The sequence below is a fragment of the Zavarzinia aquatilis genome, from assembly GCF_003173035.1.
In the GTDB taxonomy this organism is placed as follows: Bacteria; Pseudomonadota; Alphaproteobacteria; order Zavarziniales; family Zavarziniaceae; genus Zavarzinia; species Zavarzinia aquatilis.
On the sequence record NZ_QGLE01000010.1, the window covers coordinates 97682 to 119470 of the forward strand.

Sequence of the window (21789 nt, forward strand, 5' to 3'; positions counted from 1 at the left end):
CTAGCGTGCCATATAGGCGGTCAGGGCCGAAAGGTTCACGAGGTCCGACACCGCGGTGCCGAGGGGCACGATCTGGATCGGCTGCGACATGCCGACCAGCAGCGGCCCGATCACCGTGGCGCCGCCCAGTTCCTTCAGGATCTTGGCGACCGTGATGGAGGTCGAGAGCGAGGGCATGACCAGCACATTCGCCGGCTCGGTCAGGCGCATGAAGGGATAGAGGCCCATCAGCTGCCGGTTCAGGGCAACATCGGCCATCATTTCGCCGTCATATTCGAAATCGGTCTCCTGCTGGTCGAGCAGGGCGACCGCCTCGCGCACCGTCGTCGACGAGGTGCGCGGCCGGTTGCCGAAGTTGGAATAGGACAGGAAGGCGACCCGGGGCTCGTGGCCGAGGCGGCGCACGACGTCCGCCGACTGGCGGGCGATGTCGGCGAGGGCCTGCGGCGTCGGCTGTTCGTCGACCGCGGTATCGGCGAGATAGATCGTGCGGCCCTTGGCCAGCACCACGGACAGACCGAAGATGCGGCTGCCCGGCACCGGATCGACCACCTTGCGCACATCCTCGAGCGAGGCGGCATAGGAGCGGGTGAGGCCCGTCACCATGGCGTCCGCATCGCCATTCGCCACCATGCAGGCGGCGAAGATGTTGCGGTCGTTGTTCACCAGACGCTGGCAGTCGCGATACAGCTGGCCCCGGCGTTGCAGCCGGGCATAGAGGAAGTCGCTGTAGCGCGTGGTATGGGTCGAGTTGCGGGCGTTGTGGATTTCGAGCCCCGCCTCGGTATCGAGGCCCATGTCCTCGATGGTCTGGCGGATGCGCTCTTCCCGGCCGACCAGGACCGGCGTGCCATAGCCCGAATTGCGGAAGGCGAGGGCGGCGCGGATGGTCTTTTCCTCCTCGCCCTCGGCGAAGACGACGCGCTTCGGCGTCGCGCGCACCTCGTCGAAGACCCGCTGGAACAGCCCGACCGCCGGATCGAGACGGGCGGACAGCTCGTCGCGATAAACCTTCATGTCGATGATCGGCCGGCGGGCGACCCCCGTGTCCATCGCCGCCTTGGCGACGGCGGGCGGGATGTGGCTGATCAGGCGGGGATCGAAGGGCACCGGGATGATGTATTTGGCGCCATATTGCGGCCGGCTGCCGGCATAGGCCGCCGCGACCTCGTCCGGCACGTCTTCCCGGGCGAGATTGGCGATGGCATGGGCCGCCGCCAGTTTCATCTCGTCATTGATGGTCCGGGCACGGACATCGAGCGCGCCGCGGAAGATATAGGGAAAGCCGAGGACGTTGTTCACCTGGTTCGGATAGTCCGAGCGGCCGGTCGCGACGATGGCGTCGGAGCGGACGGCCTCGACCTCTTCCGGGGTGATTTCCGGGTCCGGGTTGGCCATGGCGAAAATGACCGGCTGGGGCGCCATGGCGGCGACCATCTCGCGCGTCACCGCGCCCTTGACCGAAAGGCCGAGGAAGACGTCGGCGCCCTGCATCGCATCCTCGAGGCTGCGCTTGTCGGTGACGACGGCGTGGGCCGACTTCCACTGGTTCATGCCCTCGGTGCGGCCCTGATAGATGACACCCTTGGAATCGCACAGGATCGCGTTCTCATGCGGCAGGCCAAGGCGCTTGATCAGCTCGATGCAGGCGATGGAGGCGGCGCCGGCGCCATTGACCACGACCCTGATGTCCTTGATCGACTTGCCGGTGAGGTCGAGGGCATTGATCAGGCCGGCGGCGGCGATGATCGCCGTGCCGTGCTGGTCGTCGTGGAACACCGGAATGTCCATCATCTCGCGCAGCCGGCTTTCGATGACGAAGCATTCGGGCGCCTTGATGTCCTCGAGATTGATGCCGCCGAAGCTGGGGCCGAGGTAGCGGACGGAATTGATGAATTCCTCCACGTCCTCGGTATCGACCTCGAGGTCGATCGAATCGACATCGGCGAAACGCTTGAACAGCACCGCCTTGCCTTCCATCACCGGCTTCGACGCGAGCGCGCCGAGGTTGCCGAGACCGAGAATCGCCGTACCGTTGGAAATCACCGCGACCAGATTGCCCTTCGACGTGTAGTCATAGGCGGTGCTGGCGTCGGCGGCGATGGCATGGACCGGAATGGCGACGCCCGGCGAATAGGCGAGGCTGAGGTCGCGCTGCGTCGCCATCGGCTTGGTCGCCACGATCTCGAGTTTGCCCGGCCGGCCCTGGCTGTGAAACAGCAGGGCTTCCTGTTCCGAGACGACGGTGCGCTTGGTGCTCATGGTCCTGTCCAATCGGGCGCGCTCTGCGCCCTGCTCCCACTATGTGACGATTGCGGCGGATGCCGGAGGGAGCGGACTATCCTACCCTTTCCATTTATTGTCCAGTAAAGCCTAAAAACTTTTCGTTTCTTCTCAATGACGGTGCAGAAATATCCACACGGCACCGCCCGCCACAAGTCCCCAGAAGGCGGAACCGATACCGCCGAAGCTCATGCCCGAGGCGGTGACGAGGAAGGTGATCAGCGCCGCCTCCCGCTCGTTCGGGGCCGACAGGGCGGCATTGAGGGCATTGCCGAAGGCGCCGATCAGGGCGAGGCCGGCCACCGCCTGAATGAGCACCGGCGGCGCCGCGGCGGCGACGAGGGCCGCCAGTGTCGCCACCATGCCGATGACGACATAGCCAAGGCCCGCCACCACCGCCGCCAGCCAGCGCCGGCCGGGATCGCGCGCCGCCTCCGGCCCGGCGCAGAGCGCGGCGGTGATCGCGGCGAGGTTGACCGCGTGGCCGCCAAAGGGCGCCGTCAGCGCGGAAACCAGCCCGGTCGAGACGAAAAGCGGCCCGGGCGCCGGGCGATAGCCATTCGATTGCAGCACGGCGAGACCGGGCACGTTCTGCGACGCCATGGTGACCAGGAACAGCGGCAGGGCGATGCCGATCGTGGCCTGCAGGTCGAAGACCGGCAGGGTGAATTCGAGATGCGGGGCGAGCGCCGCCCCGGGTGCGAGACTGTGCGCCGCGCCGCCGTCGATGGCGACGGCGATCACCGTGACCAGCAGGGCGACCGGCACCGCCCACAGGCGCCGGATACGCATCATGACGAGCCAGGCCACGACGATGGGCAGGGCCAGCAGCGGCAGCGCCGCCACCGCCTTGAAGGGTGCGAGACACAGACCAAGCAGCACGCCCGCCAGCATGGCCCCGGCGATGGTCGGCGGGATGGCCGAGACCAGCCGCCCCAGCGGCCGCCACAGGCCAGCGACGACGACGAGAAGTCCGGCGATCATGAAGGCGCCGACCGCGACCGGAAAGCCTCCCGCCGGCACCGCCGTCGCCGCCAGCAGCGCCGCGCCTGGCGTCGACCAGGCGATGCTGACCGGCAGGCGCAGGCGGAAACTGAGCCCCGCGCCCAGCAACCCCATGGCGAGACAGAGCGCGAGCAGGCCCGAGGCCGCCTGGCCGGGACTGGCACCCATGGCGCGCAGGCCTTCCAGCACCACGGCGAAGGACGAGGCGAAACCGACCACCGCCGCCATCAGCCCCGCCGTCACCGGCTGCACCCAGTCCTGCCTGTCCATGACTTGCCCTCGGCTCTGCGTCACCCCGGCGAAGGCCGGGGTCTCGCGACAAGAAGGCACCGCGCCCCCCGACCGCGTCACCCCGGCGAAGGCCGCGGTCTCGTGACGAGAAGGCACCGGGCCTCACCGTCCGGAGATGCCGGCCTTCGCCGGCATGACGAGGAAAGGGCGGGCGTCGCGCCTCCCGTCTCCCCTCCTCCTCTAGCAAGATTGGATCCAATCGACAATCGCCTTGATTCGCATCCAGCCGCGTGCTGTCCTGCCCGCATGGATATCGCCGACCTGATCGCCCGCGACCGCCCGCGCTTTCGCACCGCCACCGCTTTCGTCGAATCGGTGCTGCGCGAGGCGATCCTGAGCGGCGCCCTGCCCGGCGGCACGCCGCTGCGGCAGGAAGAACTGGCGGCCGGTTTCGCCGTCTCGCGGATGCCGGTGCGCGAGGCGCTGCGCCAGCTGGAGGCGCAGGCCCTGGTGGATTTCACCCCGCACAAGGGCGCCGTGGTCACCGACATCTCGGCACAGGACGCGGCCGACAATTACGCCATCCGCGCCGCGCTGGAGCCGGCGGCCCTGCGCCTGTCGGTGCCGCATCTGACGCACGAGGATTTCGACCGGGCGGAGGCCCTGATCGCCGAAATGGACGCGGAAGGCGACCTTGCCCGCCTCGGCGAATTGAACCGGCGCTTCCATCTGACGCTTTATGCCAGGGCCGGGCGGCCCCGGTTGCTCGCCCTCGTCGAGCAGCATCTGGCCGCCGCCGACCGTTACCTGCGCTTCCATTTCGCCGCCCTCGGCCGCGATCACATGGCGCAGGACGAACACGCCGCCCTGCTGGCCGCCGCCCGCGCGGGCGATGCCGAAGGCGCGGCCCGCATCGCGCAGGCCCATGTCGAGACCGCCGCCCGCAACATCGAAGCCTTCTTCGCCCGGCGGTAGGCAGCAGTCGCATCTGGTAGTAAGATTTGCTACCCAATGCGAGGGGTGTACCCATGGCCGACATCCAGAAGATCAGCATCGCCGTCACCGCCGAGCAACTGGCCCAGATGAAATCTGCCGTGGAGTCCGGCCAATATGCGACGATCAGCGAAATCGTCCGGGAAGCGCTGCGCGACTGGCAATACGGGCGGGAGCGGCATCTGGCCGATATCGCCCGGCTGCGCGAGCTGATCGACGAAGGCGAGGCAAGCGGACCCGCGGTCCCCTTCGACGGCGACAGAATCCTCGATGAAATGATCGCGGAAACGAGTAGGCGCAAGGCCCGCGCCTGACCATGGCGGCTGTCGTCATCCGGCCCCGGGCGGAAAGCGACCTGCGGTCGATCTGGCGTTTCATCGCCGCCGACAACCCCGTCGCCGCGACCGCCGTCTATCAAACCTTGCGACGACGGATCGACAGTCTCGGCGACATTCCCCGCCTCGGCCCCCGGCGCGACGATGTGAAGCCCGGCTACCGCTGTCTGGTCGAGGGGGCTTACCTCATCCTCTATCGCCTCGCGCCCGATGGCGAGGGGCCGGTCGAGGTGGTGGAGATCGTCCGCGTGATCGACGGGCGGCGCCATCTTTCCCGTTTGGTTTGAGCGGGCCGCCGCTTAAGTTACCCGCCATGTCGAGCGAGATTGACCCCAGCGATTCCGAAGCCGTGAATGCCCCGGACCTGTCCGGCGCGACCCCGATGATGCAGCAATATCTGGGCATCAAGGCGGCCCATCCGGGTTGCCTGCTGTTCTATCGCATGGGCGATTTCTATGAATTGTTCTTCGAGGACGCGGAAGCGGCCTCGGCCGCCCTCGACATCACCCTGACCAAAAGGGGCAAGCATCTTGGCCAGGATATCGCCATGTGCGGCGTGCCGGTCCATGCCGCCGACGCCTATCTGTCGCGCCTGATCCGGAAAGGCTTCAAGGTCGCGATCTGCGAACAGGCGGAAGACCCGGCGGAAGCAAAGAAGCGCGCCGGCAAGACCCTGGTCCGGCGCGAGGTGATCCGTATCGTCACCCCCGGCACATTGACCGAGGAGACGCTGCTCGACGCGCGCTCGAACAATCTGCTCGCCGCCCTCGGCGGGGCGGAGGGCCGCCTCGCCCTTGCCTTCGCCGATGTCTCGACCGGACTGTTCGAGGTCGTCGCCGTCGCCCCGGGCCAGCTGGGCGCCGAACTCGCCCGCATCGCGCCCGGCGAATTGCTGGTCTCGGACCGGCGGCTGGACGAACCTGCCCTGCTCGCCCTCGACGGCGCTTTCGACGACCGCCTGACCCCCCTGCCTGCCGCCCGTTTCGATTCCGGCGCGGCCGAGCGGCGCCTGCGCGAAGTCTTCGGCGTCGGCACGCTGGACGGTTTCGGCGCCTTCTCCCGCGCCGAACTCTCCGCCCTCGGCGCCGTCCTCGCCTATGTCGAGCTGACCCAGAAGGGCCGCCTCGCCCGGCTGCGCCCACCCCGGCGCCTCGCTGGCGGAGCGAGCATGGCGATCGACGCCGCGACAAGGCGCAGCCTCGAGCTGATCCAGGGCCCGGACGGCGGCCGGAGCGGCAGCCTGCTTGCCCTCATGGACGAGACGGTGACCGGCGCCGGCGCCCGCCTGCTGAAGCAATATCTCTCGGCGCCGCTGACCGAGGTCGCGGCCATCGAACGCCGGCTGGACATGGTCGGCCACCTGCTGAACCAGGGGGAATTGCGCCGGCAGTTGCGCGCCCTGCTGCGCCGGGTGCCCGATCTCGAGCGGGCGCTGGCCCGGCTGGCGCTCGGTCGGGGCGGCCCCCGCGATCTCGCCGCCATCGGTCAGGGCCTCGCCCTGCTGCCCGATGTCGCCCGCCTGTTCGGCCAGGCCGATCTGTCGCCCCCGCCGGAAGGCCTCGCCGCGGCACTGGCCCGTTTCGGCGATCAGGGCGAACTCGCGCGCCGCCTGACCGAGGCGCTGGTGGCGGAGCCCCCTGCCCTCGCCCGCGACGGCGGTTTCGTCGCCGCTGGCTGGTCCGCCGCCCTCGACGAGGAACGGGCGCTGCGCGACGAGGGCCGCCGCCTCGTCGCCGCCCTTGAAGGCCGGTTGCGCGCCGATACCGGGATTTCGATCCTGAAGGTCCGCCACAACAATGTGCTCGGCTATCATATCGAGGTGACGCCGCTGCACGCCGACAAGCTGGCGACCGACAGCCGCTTCATCCATCGCCAGACCCTGGGCAGCGCCGTCCGCTTCTCGACCGTCGAACTGAGCGAACTCGCCGACCGCATCGCCCGGGCGGGCGACAAGGCCATCGCCCTCGAGGTGCAGATTTTCGACGGGTTCGTCGCCGAGGTGCTGGGCGCGGCCGAGGCCATCGCCGATGCCGCCCTCGGCCTCGCCGAGATCGACTGCGCCGCCGGCCTTGCCGAGCTGGCGGAAAGGCGCCGCTACACCCGGCCGGTGCTGGAAGACGGCACCGCCTTCCGCATCGAGGGCGGGCGCCACCCGGTGGTCGAGGCCGGCTTCGGCGCCGGGCGCGAGGGCGATTTCGTCGCCAACGATTGCGATCTTGGCCCCGGCAACCGGCTGTGGCTGCTGACCGGCCCGAACATGGCCGGCAAATCGACCTTCCTGCGCCAGAACGCGCTGATCGCGGTGATGGCCCAATGCGGCAGTTTCGTGCCGGCGGCGCAGGCCGAGATCGGCATCGTCGACCGGCTGTTCAGCCGCGTCGGCGCCGCCGACGACCTGGCGCGCGGGCGCTCCACCTTCATGGTCGAGATGGTCGAGGCGGCGGCGATCCTCAATCAGGCGACGCCGCGCAGCCTCGTCATCCTCGACGAGCTGGGCCGGGGCACCGCGACCTATGACGGCCTCTCCATCGCCTGGGCCGCGATCGAGCATCTGCACGAGGTGAACCGCGCCCGCGCCCTCTTCGCCACCCATTATCACGAGCTGACCGCCCTCGCCGAGAAACTGCCCGAAGTCGCGGCCCATACGGTGAAAGTGCGGGAATGGAAGGGCGAGGTCGTCTTTCTGCACGAGGTGGTGCGCGGCACCGCCGACCGCTCCTATGGCATCCAGGTGGCGAAACTGGCCGGCCTGCCGCCCGCCGTCATCGCCCGGGCGGAAGACGTGCTGCACCGGCTGGAATCGGGCGGGGCGGGTAATGGCAGCGGGCGGCCCGACATGGCCGCCCTGGCCGACGACCTGCCGCTTTTCGCCGCCCTTGCCGCGCGGCCGAAACCGGCGGCGCAGGCCCCGGCCGATCCGGCCGCCGCCGCCCTCATGGACGCGGTGAAGGCGGTCGTGCCCGACGACCTGACCCCGCGCGAGGCGCTGGACGCGCTTTACCGCCTGAAGGCGCTGCTCGGCGCCTGAGCCGTCAATGGGCGGGCGCCGGCACCGCCCGCGCCGCGCGGCAGACCCGGCGCACCCGCGTCTCCCACCAGGCGACGCCGAGCATGATCAGGGTGGTGACCCAGCCCATGACGAGAAAATCGGCAACGAGGCCGAGCGGGCCGGCCGCCGCCAGCACCAGCGCGCCAACGACATGGGAGGCCGGCACCGCGTCATAGACGATCTTCTTGTAGATGGCGCTGCCCGCGAGGTAGATCGCCGGCCCCGCGACCATGACGATCATCTGCGCGACTTCGGCCATGCCGTGGGGATGGACGAGCACCAGATCGTTGCCGACCGCGGTCACGATGATGCCGGCGACCAGCACCGCGTGGACATAATGGAAATAGGCACCGATCCGCCCCGGATCGTCGGAGCCCGTGATGGTCGCCGTCGCATCCTCGCCCGAGGTGCCGAAATAGAGCCACCACATGGCAAGCGTGCCGAGAAAGGTCGAGCCGAGGGCGAGCAGGACTGGCCCGTCCCAGACCGCCGCCTCGGCCAGCGGCACGCCCGTGGCCAGCACCGTCTCGCCCAGGGCGACGATGACGAAGAGCTTGCAGCGCTCGGACAGATGGCCGCCCTCGATGGTCCAGTCGCGGGTCCGCGAGCGGCCGAGGCCCGGCAGCGCGAAGCCGAACATGGGCGAGACATATTCGCAGAGCACGGCGATCGCCCAGAGCAGCATCCGCGTCTCGTGATGGGCGAAGGCGCCGGCGATCCAGAACACGGCGGAAATCACCATCCAGCCGAGGATGCGGCGGTAATTGGCCGACAGCGCCTGATCGCCGCCCAGATGAAAGAGGACATAGGCGCTGCGCCCGACCTGCATCGTGGCGTAGCAGGCGGCGAAGATCAGGCCCCGGTCCTCGAAAGCCTCGGGGATGGCGGAGGCCATGGCGAGGCCGACCAGCATGGAGACGAACAGGAGCGCGCGGATCGCCGGGGTTTCCGGATTGAACCAATTGGTAATCCAGCAGGTGTATTGCCAGCCCAGCCAGACGGCGAACCAGAGGATCAGCACCTCGACCGCGCCGGCGAGCGAGAGATGATGCAGCAGTTTGTGACTGAGCTGGGTAACGGCGAAGACATAGACGAGATCGAAGAACAATTCCTCGAAAGTCACCCTGGCGTGGTGACCGTCCCGGTGCCGCAACAGGGGATGCGGGGTGGCGGCATGGGTCGTCATCGGCGTCTCCGGGGCATCGGGCACGACAGGATTCTAACGGCAATGAGACACACTGCAACCCCGGCTCCCGTCTCGCGGGAAAGCGCCCCGAAAAACGTGGGTCATCGACTTCACGCCCGGCCTGCCTTACCTATAAGGTCTGGCCGTTCAGAGGAACCGATGGATATCGCCGTCAAGCATCGCCGCACGATCATCGACCGCAAGCTGCTGGTCGAGGCCATCGAGGCTTTCGCCGAGGGCGAGGGAAATGTCGACGTCCTGCGGCCAAAGCTGGTGCAGGCGCTGAAGACCGCGCTGGCGGAAGGCCGCGCCGAATGCCGGCGGCGGCTGGAGGCCGATAATGCCAGTGGGCGCGAGACCGCGGCCGGCCTGTGCTATCTGGTCGATCAGGTGATCCGCGTCCTGCACGATTTCACCGTGACCCATGTCTATCCGCTGCAGAACCCGACCGCGGGCGAGCGGCTGGACCTCATCGCCCTCGGCGGTTACGGCCGGGGCGAGCTGGCGCCCGGCTCCGACGTCGATCTTCTGTTCCTGCTGCCCTACAAGGAGACGCCCTGGCACGAGCAGGTGATCGAGTACATGCTCTATCTCCTGTGGGATCTGGGCCTCAAGGTCGGCCATGCCACCCGCTCGGTCGACGATTGCATCCGCCTCGCCAAGCAGGACAACACGATCGCCACCGCGCTTCTCGAGATGCGCTGGCTGTGGGGCGATCAGGCGCTTTACGCCGAGCTGAAGGACCGTTTCGGCCGCGACGTGGTGAACGGCCATGGCGCCGCCTTCGCCGAGGCCAAGCTGAAGGAGCGCGACGAGCGCCACCGCCGGCTGGGCGATTCCCGTTACACGGTCGAGCCCAACCTGAAGGAAGGCAAGGGCGGGCTGCGCGATCTGCATACCCTGTGGTGGATCGCCAAATTCGTTCACCGGGTGGACGATGCCGCCCAGCTCGTCGACAAGGGCGTGCTCTCCGCCGACGAGTACCGCCGTTTCGTCAAGGCCGAGAATTTCCTGTGGGATGTGCGCTGTCACCTGCACTTCCTGACCGGCCGTCCGGAGGAGCGCCTGACCTTCGACGTCCAGCCGGAGCTGGCGCGCCGCCTCGGCTATACCGATCACGCCGGCACCAAGGGTGTCGAGCGTTTCATGAAGCACTATTTCCTCTTCGCCAAGGATGTCGGCGTGCTGACCCGCATCTTCTGCGCCAATCTGGAGGAAGAGGCGCGGCGCAAGCCGTCGCGGCTGAAACTGCTGGCCCTGTCGCGCCGGGCCAAGTCGGTCGAGGGTTTCCTGGTCGAGGGCGGGCGCATCGGCGTCACCGCCGAGAATCAGTTCGAGCTGGCGCCCATCGACATGATCCGCCTGTTCGAGGTCGCCCAGCGTCACGAACTCGACGTGCATCCGCACGCCCTGCACCTGATCACGCGCAACCTGAAGCGGATCGACGCTGCCCTGCGCAACGACCCCGCCGCCAATGCGCTGTTCCTGACCATCCTGACCAGCCGCAAGGATCCGGAAACCGCCCTGCGCCGCCTGAACGAGGCTGGCGTCTTCGGCCGTTTCGTGCCCGACTTCGGCCGCGTCGTCGCCCAGATGCAATACGACATGTATCATGTCTATACGGTCGACGAGCACACGATCCGGGCCATCGGCGTCCTCGCCGAGATCGAGCGCGGCATCCTCGGCGAAGACCTGCCGCTGGCGACCGACATCATCCACAAGATCCTGTCGCGCCGCGTGCTGTTCTGCGCCGTCATGATCCACGACATCGCCAAGGGCCGGGGCGGCGACCATTCGGTGATCGGGGCCGAGGTCGCCCAGCGCCTGTGCCCGCGCCTCGGCCTGTCCGCCGCCGAGACCGAGACCGTCGCCTGGCTGGTGCGCCACCACCTGGCCATGTCGAATACCGCCTTCAAGCGCGACCTGTCCGACCCGAAGACGGTGCACGATTTCGCCGACCTGGTGCAGAGCCCGGAGCGGCTGCGCCTGCTCGCGGTGCTGACCGTCGCCGATATCCGCGCGGTCGGTCCCGGCATCTGGAACGGCTGGAAGGGCCAGCTGCTGCGCGGCCTCTATTACGAGACCGAACCCCTGCTGTCGGGCGGCCACGCCAGCGCGCCCAAGGAGCGGCTGAACCGCGCCAAGGCCGATATCGGCGCCCGCCTGAAGGACTGGAAGCCGGCCGAGGTCGAGGCTTTCCTGCGTCGCCATGCCGAATCCTATCTGGTTTCGACCGACCCCGCCTGCGCCGAGCGCCACGCCCGGCTGATGCGCGAGGCCGACCGGGAAGAGGCGCCGCTGACCCTGTCCACCCGGACCGACCGTTTCCGCTGCGTGACCGAGGTGACGCTTTACACCGCCGACCATCCGGGCCTGTTCGCCCGGGTGACCGGGGCGATTTCGGTCTGCGGTGCCTCGATCGTCGATGCCAAGATCTTCACCACCAACGACGGCATGGCGCTCGACGTCTTCACCCTGCAGGATGCCGACGGCGGTCCCTTCGACCGGCCGGAGCGGCTGGCCAAGCTCTCGACCACCATCGAGCAGGTGCTGATGGGCCGGGTTCGCCCGCGCGAGGTGCTGGAAGGCCGCGCCGTGCCCTCGAAGCGGACCATGAACTTCAAGGTCGCGCCCCGGGTGCTGATCGACAACAACGCCTCGACCCGGCTGACCGTGATCGAGGTGAACGGCCGCGACCGCGCCGGCCTCCTGTTCGAGCTGACGCGGGCGATCTTCGCCCTGAACCTGACCATCCGTTCCGCCCATATCGCGACCTATGGCGAGCGGGCGGTCGACGTCTTCTATGTCTCGGACCTGTTCGGCCACAAGATTCGCCACGGCGGCAAGCTGAAGGCGATCGAGCGCCGCCTGATCGAGGTGCTGGCGCCGCCCCCACCGGCCGAGGCGGCCGACGCCGCCGCCAAGCCGCCGGCCAAACGCAGCGCCGCCACGCGCTGAGGGCGGCACCGACATGGCGTTGATGCGCTCCGTCGCCACCATCGGCGGCTATACGATGGTGAGCCGGGTGCTCGGCTTCATCCGCGACACCTTGTTCGCGGCGGTGCTGGGCGCCGGCATGGCGGCCGACTGTTTCCTGGTCGCCTTCCGGATGCCGAATTTCTTCCGTGCCCTGTTCGCGGAAGGCGCCTTCAACGCGGCCTTCGTGCCGCTCTATTCCCGCCTGCTGGCCGGGGAAGATGGCAAGGCCCGCGCCGCCCAATTCGCGGGCGAGATCGCGACCCTGCTGACCATCGCGGTCACCGCCTTCGTCGCCCTCGTCATGGTGTTCATGCCGCAGGCGATGCATGTCCTCGCCCCCGGTTATGCCGACGAGCCGGCGAAATTCGCCCTGGCGGTCGACCTGACCCGCCTCGCCTTTCCCTATCTCGCCTATATCAGCCTGATTTCGCTGCAGGGCGCGGTGCTGAACGCCAATCACCGCTTCGCCGCGCCGGCGGCGACGCCGATCCTGCTCAACATCGTCCTCATCACCGCGCTGCTGATCCCGCACACCTATATCGCGACCGAGCGCACCCAGGCGGCCGCCGTCACCGTGGCCGGCATCGTGCAGTTCGTCTGGCTGATGGTGCATCTCGAGCGGGTCGGTCTCGGCATCCGCCTGCATTGGCCGCGCTTCGGCGCCGAAATCCGCCGCTTCTTCGCCCTGCTGATGCCCGCCGTCATCGGCGCCGGCATCTATCAGGTGAATGTCCTCGTCGACATGGTGCTGGCCTCGCTGCTGCCCGAGGGCACCGTCTCCTACCTCTTCTATGCCGACCGGCTGAACCAGCTGCCGCTCGCCGTCATCGGCATCGCCATTTCGACCGCGCTGCTGCCCCTTCTCTCGCGCCAGCTGGCCAAGGGCCATATCGACCTCGCGGTCGAGACCCAGAACCGCGCCCTCGAAGGCGCCGCCCTGCTGACCCTGCCGGCCGCCGCCGCCCTCGCCACGATCCCCGAGACCATCATCGGCGTGCTGTTCCAGCATGGCGCCTTCACTTCGGCCGACACCATCGAGACGGCGCGGGCCCTCGGCATCCTCGGCCTCGGACTGCCGGCCTTCACCGCGACCAAGGTCTTCACCCCCGCCTTCCATGCACGGGAAGACACGCGGACACCGGTGCGCCTCGCCCTCATCGCGCTTCTCGTCAATTTCGCCGTGGCGCTGGCGACCATGTGGTGGCTGCATCAGGCGGGTCTCGCCCTCGCTTCGACCGTGGCGGCCTGGGTGAACATGGCCCAGCTGATGCTGGTCCTGCGCAAGCGCGGCCATTTCCAGCCCGACCGCCGGCTGCTGCGCCGGCTGGTCGGCTTCGCCCTGGCGACGGCGGCCATGGTGGCCGCGCTGCTGCTGCTCGAATGGCAGCTGCGCCCGCTGTTCCAGCTCGCCCTGTGGTGGAAGGTGGGCGCCTTGGCCGGGCTGGTCGCGGCCGGCGGCCTCAGCTTCCTGATCGCCGCCCTCGTGCTCCGCGCCGTCGCTGTCGCCGACCTGAAGCGCCTGGTCCGCCGGGGCGGTGGCGGTTGACCGTTCGATCCGCCCGCGCGATAAGGGGCGCGGTCAAATCGAAGAGCCTGAAGCCATCATGTCGAAGCCCCGCGTCTTTTCCGGTGTCCAGCCGACCGGCAACCTGCACCTTGGCAATTATCTCGGGGCGATCCGCAACTGGGTGAAGCTGCAGGACGGCCACGAGTGCATCTATTGCGTCGTCGACATGCACGCGATCACCGTGTGGCAGGACCCGGCCGACCTCGCCCGCGCAACGCGCGAGGTTGCGGCCAGCCTGATCGCCGCCGGCATCGACCCCAAGGGCTCGATCCTGTTCAACCAGTCGAAGGTCGCGGCCCATGCCGAGACCGCCTGGATCTTCAATTGCGTCGCCCGCATGGGCTGGCTGAACCGCATGACCCAGTTCAAGGAAAAGGCGGGCAAGGACCGGGAGAATGTCTCGGTCGGCCTCTTCGCCTATCCGAACCTGATGGCGGCGGACATCCTCGCCTATAAGGCGACCCATGTCCCCGTGGGCGAGGATCAGAAGCAGCATCTCGAACTCGCCCGCGACATCGCCCTGAAGTTCAACCACGACTTCGGCATCGAGCATTTCCCGCCGCCGGAGCCGCTGATCCTGGGCGAGGCCACGCGCGTCATGTCCTTGCGCGACGGCACCAAGAAAATGTCCAAGTCCGATGCCTCGGACCAGTCGCGCATCAACCTGACCGACAGCCCGGACGACATCGAACAGAAGATCCGCCGCGCCAAGACCGACCCGGAAGCCCTGCCCGAGACGGTGGAAGGGCTGGAGACCCGGCCCGAGGCCAAGAACCTGTTCACGATCCACGCGGCCCTCGGCGACGAGAGTGTGGCCGATGTGGTCGCCGCCTTCGCCGGCAAGCAGTTCTCCGAGTTCAAGAAGGCGATGACCGAGCGGGCGGTCGACAAGCTGTCGCCGCTGACCTCGGAAATGCGCCGTCTGCTGGCCGATCCCGGCTATATCGACCAGGTGCTGAAGGACGGCGGCGAGCGCGCCGACGCCATCGCCGCCCCGATCCTGGCCGAAACCAAGCGGATCGTCGGCTTCATCTGATCCGCCGCGCTACAGCCGGTCGAGGATGTCCACCGCGCCAGCCCGCAGGGTCTCGCGGTCAGCCCCGACCGGCAGGCGGTAGAGCAGCCAGAGGAAGCCCTCTTCCTCGGGCGTCAGCAAGGTGACCGGATCGGCCGCCGCCGGCAGCACGCCATCGGCATATTCGCCGATCCCCGCAAGGCCGAGGGCACGCAATGCCGCCCGCGCGAGGCAACGCTGCTGCGCGGCGGGCGGCGCCGTGGCGAGGACATGCACCGTCATGTCGGACAACTCGCGCGGGCGCAGCACATTGCCCGACTGGACGAAGACGCCGCAGACCGCGCCCGGCACGGTTTCAGGCGCGCTCGCGGTGAAAAAGGGCGCGGCGATGCCGGGCCCCCGCACTGGCCGGGCCGCCAGCATGTCCCGCGTCTCGACCGCCATGAAGGCGGCATCGTCATAGCCGGGTTCGCTCACCTCGGGCGCGGGGCCGAGGCCGGTCAGGGCGCGGATGCGGGCGATCGACGCCGGTTCGTCGTCGGGAAAGCCGCGCCAGGCGAAATAATTCAACCGGCGGCCGTCCGCGATCCGGGCAAGGCGGCCAGGATTCACCGTCGCCAGCAGCGGATTGTAATAGGGCGGGCCGTCGAGCGCGGCGGCGAGGAAGCGTTCGACGAAGCCCCCGTCGCGGGCGAGGGCGGCGAGACCGGGCGGCGGCGGCGGCTCGGCCCGCGCCGCCGCGGTCAGCAGCAAAAGGGCGAAGGCCGCCGATACGATACGCCGCAAGATGGCCTCAGGCGTCGATGCGGGCGATCAGCGCGCCGATGGCGGCGAGCGATTCCGGCTCGTCCAGCAGCGGGGCATGGCCGCGCTCCGGCACCTCGATGGCGACGAGATCGTGTTTCGCCGCCAGCATCCGCCGCACCGTCGCCGCCGCCAGCAGGTCGGACAGGGCCCCGCGCAGCACCAGGGTCGGGACGTCGGCGAGGCCGGCAAAGATCGGCCACATGTCGACGGGCGGCCCCCCGGCGCGCATGGCGTCGCCGATCTTCGGATCATAGTCGGGACGCAGGCCCCCTTCGGGCTTTTCGGTGAAGACGGCGCGGGCGAAGCGGACCCAGCTGGCATCGTCCAGAGTCGGGAACTGCGACAGGTTGATCTCGCGGATCTGGGCCGCGGCCTCGTCCCAGTCCGCCGGGTCGGTCTGCTTGCCGGCATAGGACGCGATGCGGGCAAGGCCGGCGGGATCGAGTTCGGGGCCGATGTCGTTCAGCACCGCCCCGGCGACCAGCGCCGGCTGGCCGAGGGCGATCAGCTGGGTGACGATGCCGCCGAGCGAGGTGCCGACGAAGATGGCGCGCGAAACGCCGAGGCTGGCGAGGAGGCCCATGGTGTCGCCGGCATAGGTCGGCGGGATGTAGTTCATGAACTGCGGATCATAGGCGGACCGGCCGCGCCCCCGGAAATCGGGCGAGATCACCCGCCGCCCGTCGGCCGCGAGATGCAGGGCGAGAGCTTCGAAATCCGCGGAATTGCGAGTGAGGCCCGGCAGGCACACGACAGGCAGCCGGGCATCGCCCGCATCGCCGTAGTCGCGGTAATAGAGCGCCAACCCGTCATGCGACGTGTAATGTTTCGCGGCATAGCCGGCCATGACGGACTCCCCGTTTTCGTTTTCTGTCTCTGTCACTCGTCGCTCCGGCGAAGGCCGGAGCCTTTGCCCGAAGGGGCACGCTTGCCGTCACGAGATCCCGGCCTGCGCCGGGATGCCGATCGGAAAGACGGCGCTTCCCGGGGCGGCGGTCCTAGCCGGCGTTGGCCCTGAAAGGCACCTCGCCCACGGGCGAGGCGCGCGAGCCCGAGCCGCGCAACAGGTCCCGCGCGATGCCGAGCGGCACCGCCTGACCGGGGCTGAGGCGCTGGCGATAGACCTGGGTATTTTCCAGCACGCGCTGGACGTAGTTCCGCGTCTCGCTGAAGGGGATCTGTTCGATCCAGTCGATCACGTCGACCGAGGACGAACGGGGATCGCCGAAACGCTCGATCCAGGTGTCGATCCGCCCGCCGCCCGCGTTATAGGCCCCGGCGACCATGGCGTAGGAGCCGCCGAAATCGTCCAGCAGCTCGTCCAGATGGGCGACGCCCAGGGTCATATTGTACGAGGGATCGGTGGTCAGCTTGGACGCATCGAAACGCAGGCCGAGGTCCTTGGCGACGAGTTTCGCCGTGCCCGGCATCAGCTGCATCAGGCCGCGCGCCCCGGCAGGGCTGACCGCGTCGGGACGGAATTCGCTTTCCTGCCTTGTCAGGGCAAGGGCGAGCGCCTTTTCGGTCAGGGCCCCCGCCGGCATGTTCAGCACGGGATAGGCCCGGCCGACCAGGAAGGTGCCAGCGAAGGCGGCTTCCTTGGCCGCGATCACGCCGGCATAGGTGCCACCGGTCGCGGCCGCCATGTCGGCGATATAGGCCCGCTCGCCATCGCCGCCGGCATCTTCCATCGCGGCCTTCAGGAAGGGACGAATGCGTTCTTCCTCGCCGATCTCGATCATCATGCGGATGGCGCGGACGAGTTCGGAGCGGTCGGCGGCGGTCTTGTCGGCGGCGGCGATGCCGGGATCGGCCGGCAGGCGGCGCGAGCTGGTCTCGCCCAGCTCGAAGGCGGCGAGCTGGCCATAGAACGTCTGGGACTGGCCGGCGGCCCGGTCGTACCAGCGCCGGGCATCGCTGCCGCGGCCGAGGGCGGCGGCGGCGCGACCGGCCCAGTAATTGGCCCGGCTGACCGAAATCGGCGTCCGCACCTTTTCCGACATGGCCGAGAAATGGCGCAGGGCGGCCTCGGGCTGACGCAGGAAGCGCAGCGCGATCCAGCCCGCGGTCCATTCCGCCTCGAAATAATCGGTGCCGTCGGACAATTCGTTGTTGCGCGCGACCTTGTAGGCGTCGGCATAACGACCGGCGGCGATCAGGCGGCGCGCGGCGTAATTCAGGTGCGGCCACCAGCGCCCGGGGTTCTGCGCGACCGTGCCTTCCGGCATCCGCGCGATCAGCTCGACCGCCTGATCGTCGAGATCGAGGGAGCGGAGATAGCGCACCCGGGCATAGAGCAGGCCCGGCTCATTCGCCCTTGCGGCCGGCACCGCCGCGAGGTCGCGGGACGCACTGCCCGCCTTCATGATGAAGGAGATGGCGGCATTGGCCGCGGCCCGGTAATCCGCCGGCAGCCAGGGCAGCAGGCGCCGCGCCTCGGTCACGTCCTCGTCCATGAGGAGGCGGTTCATGCGGGCGATATGATCGCTTTCCGTCAGGACCTTGCCGTAATTGGCCAGAATCTCGGCCTCGGTATCGCTGTCGGTGCTGGCTTCGACCCAGCCCTGGCGCAGCAACAGGGCGCCGCGCGCCCGCTCGCCGCTGGCCATCAGGGCGGCGCCGTAGCGCAGCTTGCCGATGCCCGACTGCGGCGGGAACTTCTGGAACCAGGCGACCAGGCGGGCCGGGCCGGTGTTGGCCGTGATCGCCGCCTCGGCCCGGGCGAGGCTGGTGGACTGGCGGGGCCAGCCCGGGTTGCGTTCGATGAACGCCGCGATCTCGTCGAAACTGGCGCCGTTTTCCCGCGCCTGGATGCGCTGCCAGTCGATGACCTTGGCCAGGGTGCGGTCGCGGGCCGGGGCGGCCAGCGCGGCGGCGCCATCCCAGTCGCCCCGCCCGCCGAGGGCGAAAGCCTTGGCATAAAGGGCACGGTCGGCGGCCCCGAGCAGGGCGGGGAAGCGCACGGCGGTTTCGGCCTGCGCCGGCCGCGCGACAAACACGGCCCCCGGCGCGGCGAAACCCGCCACGACCGTCGCCACCACCAAACCCTTCGCTACAACGCGCTTTGCGTCAAAGCCCATGTCCGAGCCCCCGCTTCGACGAATCACCGCCGTCAATCGTCTTCAGGATAGACCCGGCGGCGGCTTAACGCCACCCGCCGCCGGGGCCGATCCGTCAAACCGGGGTTTGAGCGGGCGCGGTTTCCGCCGCGTCGCCCCGCCGCCGCCCGCCGAACAGGCCGCGAATGGCGGTATAGAACACCGGGGTGAACAGCAGGCCGAACACGGTGACGCCGAGCATACCGAAGGCGACCGCGGTGCCGAGCGCCTGCCGCATTTCCGAACCCGCCCCGGTCGCGATCGCCAGCGGCACCACGCCGAGGGTAAAGGCGAGCGAGGTCATCAGGATGGGGCGCAGACGCAACCGGCTGGCCTCGAGCACGGCGGCGAAACGGTCGAGGCCCCGCCCCTCGAGCTGGCGGGCGAATTCGACGATCAGGATCGCGTTCTTGGAGGCAAGGCCGATCAGCACGACGAAGCCGATCTGCACGAGGATATTGTTGTCGATCCCACGCAGCATGATCCCGCCCAGCGCCGACAGGAGGCACATGGGCACGATCAGGATGATGGCGAGCGGCAGGGTCCAGCTTTCGTACTGCGCGGCAAGGGCGAGGAAGACGAAGAGCACGGCGAGAGGGAAGACGAGGAAGGCGACGCTACCGGCGATCCGCTCCTGATACGACAGCTCGGTCCATTCGAAGTTCACGCCCGGCGGCAGATTGTCGGCCGCCAGTTTCTCCAGCTGGGCCATGGCCGTGCCCGACGACATGCCCGGCAGCAGCGAGCCGGTGACCGGCGCCGACGTATACTGGTTGTAGCGGACGACGAGGTCCGGCCCGGCGATGTCGCTGAAGGTCGCGACCGAGCCGAGCGGGACCATGACGCCGTCGTTGGAGCGGGCGCGCATCCGCGCGATATCGTCGGGCGAGATGCGGTATTGGGAATCCGCCTGCGCCGTCACCCGGTACGAGCGGCCGAACAGGGTGAGGTCGTTGATGTAGGACGAGCCGAGCAGGGTCGACAGGGTCGAGAAGATCGCGTCGGGCGCGACATTCAGGATCTGCGCCCGCGCCCGGTCGATATCGACATAGAGTTGGGGCGTGCCGGTCTGCAGCGGGGTATAGACCGAGGTCAGGCCGGGAATTTTCGAGGCCGCGCCGACGAATCCGTCGGCCGCCGCCTTCAGCGCGGCAATGCCGGCGCCGGAGCGGTCCTGCACCTGCATCGAGAAGCCGCCGGCATTGCCGATGCCCGAGACCGGCGGCGGCGGAATGACGAGGACGAAGGCTTCCTGGATGGCGAACAGGCGCTTGCGCAATTCCGCCGTCACCGCCGCCGCGGTCAGGCCCTTGGCCGCCCGCTCGCCCGCATCGTCGAGGATGAGGAAGATGGTCGCCGCGTTGGTCGCCGCGGTGAAGGTCGCGCCCGAGAAGCCGGCGATCATCACCGCATGGGCGACGCCCGGCACCTGCAGGGCGATGTCGCCCGCGCGGTGCACCGCCTCGTCCGTCCGGGCGAGGGAGGCGCCGGGCGGCAGCTGCAGGACGCCGATCAGAAAGCCGCGGTCCTGCATCGGGATGAAGCCCGTCGGCTGGCGCGAGAAGCCGAAGACAGTCAGGCCGATCAGCCCGCCATAGACGACGAGCACGACCACCGCCCGCCGGGTCAGGCCGCCGACGAGCTTTCCGTAACGCTTCGAGGTCCAGTCGAAGCCGGCGTTGAAGCCGCCGAAGAAGCGCCGCACCGGATGGAACCCGCGCGAGCCGACCCGCTTCGGCCGCAGCAGCAGGGCGGCCAGCGCCGGACTGAGGGTCAGCGAATTGAAGGCGGAAATCGCCGTCGCCACGGCGACCGTGACCGCGAACTGGGTATAGAAGGCGCCGGAAATGCCGGGGATGAAGATGGTCGGCAGGAACACCGCCGCCAGCACGATGGCGATGGCGATCAGCGCGCCCGAGACCTCGTCCATGGTCTTGCGCGCGGCGTCGCGCGGTGACAGGCCTTCGGCGATGTGATGCTCCACCGCCTCGACCACGACGATGGCATCGTCGACCACGATGCCGATGGCGAGGACGAGGCCGAACATCGAGAGCGTGTTCAGCGAGAAGCCGAGGGCGGCCATGACCGCGAAAGTGCCGATCAGGGCGACCGGAATGACGATGATCGGGATGATCGTCGCCCGCCAGCTCTGCAGGAACAGGAAGACGACGACGATGACGAGGGCGACCGCCTCGAGAAGGGTCTTCAACACCTCTTGCATCGACTCTTCGACATAGTCGGTCGGGTTGTAGACGATGCGGTATTCGAGGCCCTTGGGGAAATTGCGCGACAAGTCCTCCATCGTCTTCTTCAGCGCCTCGGCGGTCGCGACCGCGTTGGAGCCGGGACGCTGGAACACGCCAAGGGCCTGGGCCGGCTTGCCGTCGAGATAGGAGTTCGACGAATAGTCGCGCGCGGCGAGCTCGACCCGGCCGACGTCGCGCAGGCGGACGAAGCGCCCGTCGCCGAAGGCTTTCACGATGATGTCGCCGAATTCCTCGGGCGATTGCAGGCGCCCTTGCAGACGGACCTGGATCTCGAACGGGGTCGGGGTCTCGATCGGCTGCTGGCCGAGGCGGCCGCCGGCCACCTCGTTGTTCTGCACCGAGACGGCCGAGGTGACATCGCCGGTCGAGATGTTGAAGGCGGCCATGCGGTCGGGATCGAGCCAGATGCGCATCGCGTAGTCGCGGGCACCGAAGGCGGTGATCGAGCCGACGCCGTCGACCCGCGCCAGCACGTCCTTGATCTGCAGGGTGACGTAATTGGAGATATAGAGATTGTCGAACGTATTGTCCGGCGACAATACGTGGATGACCATCAGGATATCGGGCGAGGATTTCGCCGTGGTCACGCCCTGGCGGCGCACCGCTTCCGGCAGCAGGGGCTCGGCGATGGAGACCCGGTTCTGCACCAGGACCTGCGCGGTATCGAGATTGGTCCCCGGCCGGAAGGTGACGGTCAGCTGCATCCGCCCGTCGCTCGAGGAATAGGAGCGCATGTAGATCATGCCCTCGACGCCATTCACCTGTTCCTCGATCGGGGCGGCGACGGTGCGGGCGATGGTCTCGGGGTTGGCGCCCGGGTAATTGGCGGTGACCACGACGGTTGGCGGCGCGATCTCGGGATATTGCGCGACGGGCAGGCGGAAATAGGCGATGCCGCCGATCAGCACGATGACGATCGAGATGACCGCGGCAAAGATCGGCCGGTCGATGAAGAAATGCGGGATCTTCACGGG

Annotated in this window: 14 protein-coding genes; 7 read left to right on the forward strand and 7 right to left on the reverse strand. The window is 68.6% G+C overall.

Going from position 1 to position 21789, the window contains the following annotated elements; translation table 11 throughout:
• Together DKG74_RS16170 and DKG74_RS16175 are read right to left on the reverse strand one after the other, a co-directional pair.
• Positions 1-2262 (reverse strand): NADP-dependent malic enzyme, encoded by a 2262-nt coding sequence (locus tag DKG74_RS16170; protein ID WP_109907216.1) that lies wholly within the window; start codon positions 2260-2262, stop codon positions 1-3.
• A 132-nt stretch (positions 2263-2394) separates the two neighbouring features.
• On the reverse strand, positions 2395-3558 hold the full coding sequence (locus DKG74_RS16175) for a benzoate/H(+) symporter BenE family transporter (protein WP_109907217.1): 1164 nt from the start codon (positions 3556-3558) through the stop codon (positions 2395-2397).
• 267 nt (positions 3559-3825) lie between these two features.
• Here DKG74_RS16175 and DKG74_RS16180 point away from each other — a divergent pair, with 267 nt between their 5' ends.
• From DKG74_RS16180 to mutS, 4 genes are read left to right on the forward strand one after another with little or no spacing between them, the layout of a single operon-like run.
• Positions 3826-4494 carry a GntR family transcriptional regulator gene (locus DKG74_RS16180; RefSeq protein WP_109907218.1) on the forward strand — a complete coding sequence of 223 codons (669 nt, stop codon included), beginning with the start codon at positions 3826-3828 and terminating at the stop codon, positions 4492-4494.
• A 53-nt stretch (positions 4495-4547) separates the two neighbouring features.
• Entirely contained in the window at positions 4548-4826 is a 279-nt protein-coding gene (locus tag DKG74_RS16185; protein ID WP_109907219.1) for a ribbon-helix-helix domain-containing protein, read from the forward strand.
• Positions 4827-4828: 2 nt separating this feature from the next.
• Positions 4829-5134, forward strand: a complete 306-nt coding sequence (locus DKG74_RS16190) for a type II toxin-antitoxin system RelE/ParE family toxin (RefSeq protein WP_109907220.1) — start codon at positions 4829-4831, stop codon at positions 5132-5134.
• A gap of 26 nt (positions 5135-5160) precedes the next feature.
• The gene (mutS, locus tag DKG74_RS16195; RefSeq protein WP_243404154.1) at positions 5161-7875 is read left to right on the forward strand and encodes a DNA mismatch repair protein MutS; all 2715 of its coding nucleotides are present in this window, start codon (positions 5161-5163) and stop codon (positions 7873-7875) included.
• A 4-nt stretch (positions 7876-7879) separates the two neighbouring features.
• Here the strand turns inward: mutS and DKG74_RS16200 are convergent, their stop codons facing one another.
• Positions 7880-9082 (reverse strand): low temperature requirement protein A, encoded by a 1203-nt coding sequence (locus tag DKG74_RS16200; RefSeq protein WP_109907221.1) that lies wholly within the window; start codon positions 9080-9082, stop codon positions 7880-7882.
• Positions 9083-9241: 159 nt separating this feature from the next.
• Between DKG74_RS16200 and DKG74_RS16205 the strand changes: the two genes are divergently transcribed.
• The 3 genes from DKG74_RS16205 to trpS are packed head-to-tail and all read left to right on the forward strand — an operon-like array spanning position 9242 to position 14664.
• A complete protein-coding gene (locus tag DKG74_RS16205; RefSeq protein WP_109907222.1) occupies positions 9242-12040 on the forward strand; it encodes a [protein-PII] uridylyltransferase in 2799 nt (932 codons plus the stop codon).
• Between the two features lie 13 nt (positions 12041-12053).
• The gene (gene murJ / locus DKG74_RS16210; RefSeq protein WP_207779383.1) at positions 12054-13607 is read left to right on the forward strand and encodes a murein biosynthesis integral membrane protein MurJ; all 1554 of its coding nucleotides are present in this window, start codon (positions 12054-12056) and stop codon (positions 13605-13607) included.
• Between the two features lie 58 nt (positions 13608-13665).
• On the forward strand, positions 13666-14664 hold the full coding sequence (gene trpS / locus DKG74_RS16215) for a tryptophan--tRNA ligase (protein ID WP_109907223.1): 999 nt from the start codon (positions 13666-13668) through the stop codon (positions 14662-14664).
• Between the two features lie 9 nt (positions 14665-14673).
• Here the strand turns inward: trpS and DKG74_RS16220 are convergent, their stop codons facing one another.
• From DKG74_RS16220 to DKG74_RS16235, 4 genes are all read right to left on the reverse strand, one after another.
• A complete protein-coding gene (locus DKG74_RS16220) occupies positions 14674-15429 on the reverse strand; it encodes a hypothetical protein (protein ID WP_109907224.1) in 756 nt (251 codons plus the stop codon).
• Positions 15430-15436: 7 nt separating this feature from the next.
• On the reverse strand, positions 15437-16297 hold the full coding sequence (locus DKG74_RS16225; RefSeq protein ID WP_109907225.1) for an alpha/beta fold hydrolase: 861 nt from the start codon (positions 16295-16297) through the stop codon (positions 15437-15439).
• A 151-nt stretch (positions 16298-16448) separates the two neighbouring features.
• Positions 16449-18488 carry a lytic transglycosylase domain-containing protein gene (locus DKG74_RS16230; protein ID WP_165837725.1) on the reverse strand — a complete coding sequence of 680 codons (2040 nt, stop codon included), beginning with the start codon at positions 18486-18488 and terminating at the stop codon, positions 16449-16451.
• A gap of 136 nt (positions 18489-18624) precedes the next feature.
• Positions 18625-21786: an efflux RND transporter permease subunit gene (locus DKG74_RS16235; protein WP_109907227.1), complete on the reverse strand. Its 3162-nt coding sequence runs from the start codon at positions 21784-21786 to the stop codon at positions 18625-18627.
• Between the last annotated feature and the right edge of the window lie 3 nt (positions 21787-21789).

What these genes read in the sequence shown, in the direction of transcription:
- DKG74_RS16170 (WP_109907216.1), bottom strand. Translation starts at nt 2,262, where the DNA reads ATGAGCACCAAGCGCACCGTCGTCTCGGAACAGGAAGCCCTGCTGTTT.
- DKG74_RS16175 (WP_109907217.1), bottom strand. Translation starts at nt 3,558, where the DNA reads ATGGACAGGCAGGACTGGGTGCAGCCGGTGACGGCGGGGCTGATGGCG.
- DKG74_RS16180 (WP_109907218.1), top strand. Translation starts at nt 3,826, where the DNA reads ATGGATATCGCCGACCTGATCGCCCGCGACCGCCCGCGCTTTCGCACC.
- DKG74_RS16185 (WP_109907219.1), top strand. Translation starts at nt 4,548, where the DNA reads ATGGCCGACATCCAGAAGATCAGCATCGCCGTCACCGCCGAGCAACTG.
- DKG74_RS16190 (WP_109907220.1), top strand. Translation starts at nt 4,829, where the DNA reads ATGGCGGCTGTCGTCATCCGGCCCCGGGCGGAAAGCGACCTGCGGTCG.
- mutS (WP_243404154.1), top strand. Translation starts at nt 5,161, where the DNA reads ATGTCGAGCGAGATTGACCCCAGCGATTCCGAAGCCGTGAATGCCCCG.
- DKG74_RS16200 (WP_109907221.1), bottom strand. Translation starts at nt 9,082, where the DNA reads ATGACGACCCATGCCGCCACCCCGCATCCCCTGTTGCGGCACCGGGAC.
- DKG74_RS16205 (WP_109907222.1), top strand. Translation starts at nt 9,242, where the DNA reads ATGGATATCGCCGTCAAGCATCGCCGCACGATCATCGACCGCAAGCTG.
- murJ (WP_207779383.1), top strand. Translation starts at nt 12,054, where the DNA reads ATGGCGTTGATGCGCTCCGTCGCCACCATCGGCGGCTATACGATGGTG.
- trpS (WP_109907223.1), top strand. Translation starts at nt 13,666, where the DNA reads ATGTCGAAGCCCCGCGTCTTTTCCGGTGTCCAGCCGACCGGCAACCTG.
- DKG74_RS16225 (WP_109907225.1), bottom strand. Translation starts at nt 16,297, where the DNA reads ATGGCCGGCTATGCCGCGAAACATTACACGTCGCATGACGGGTTGGCG.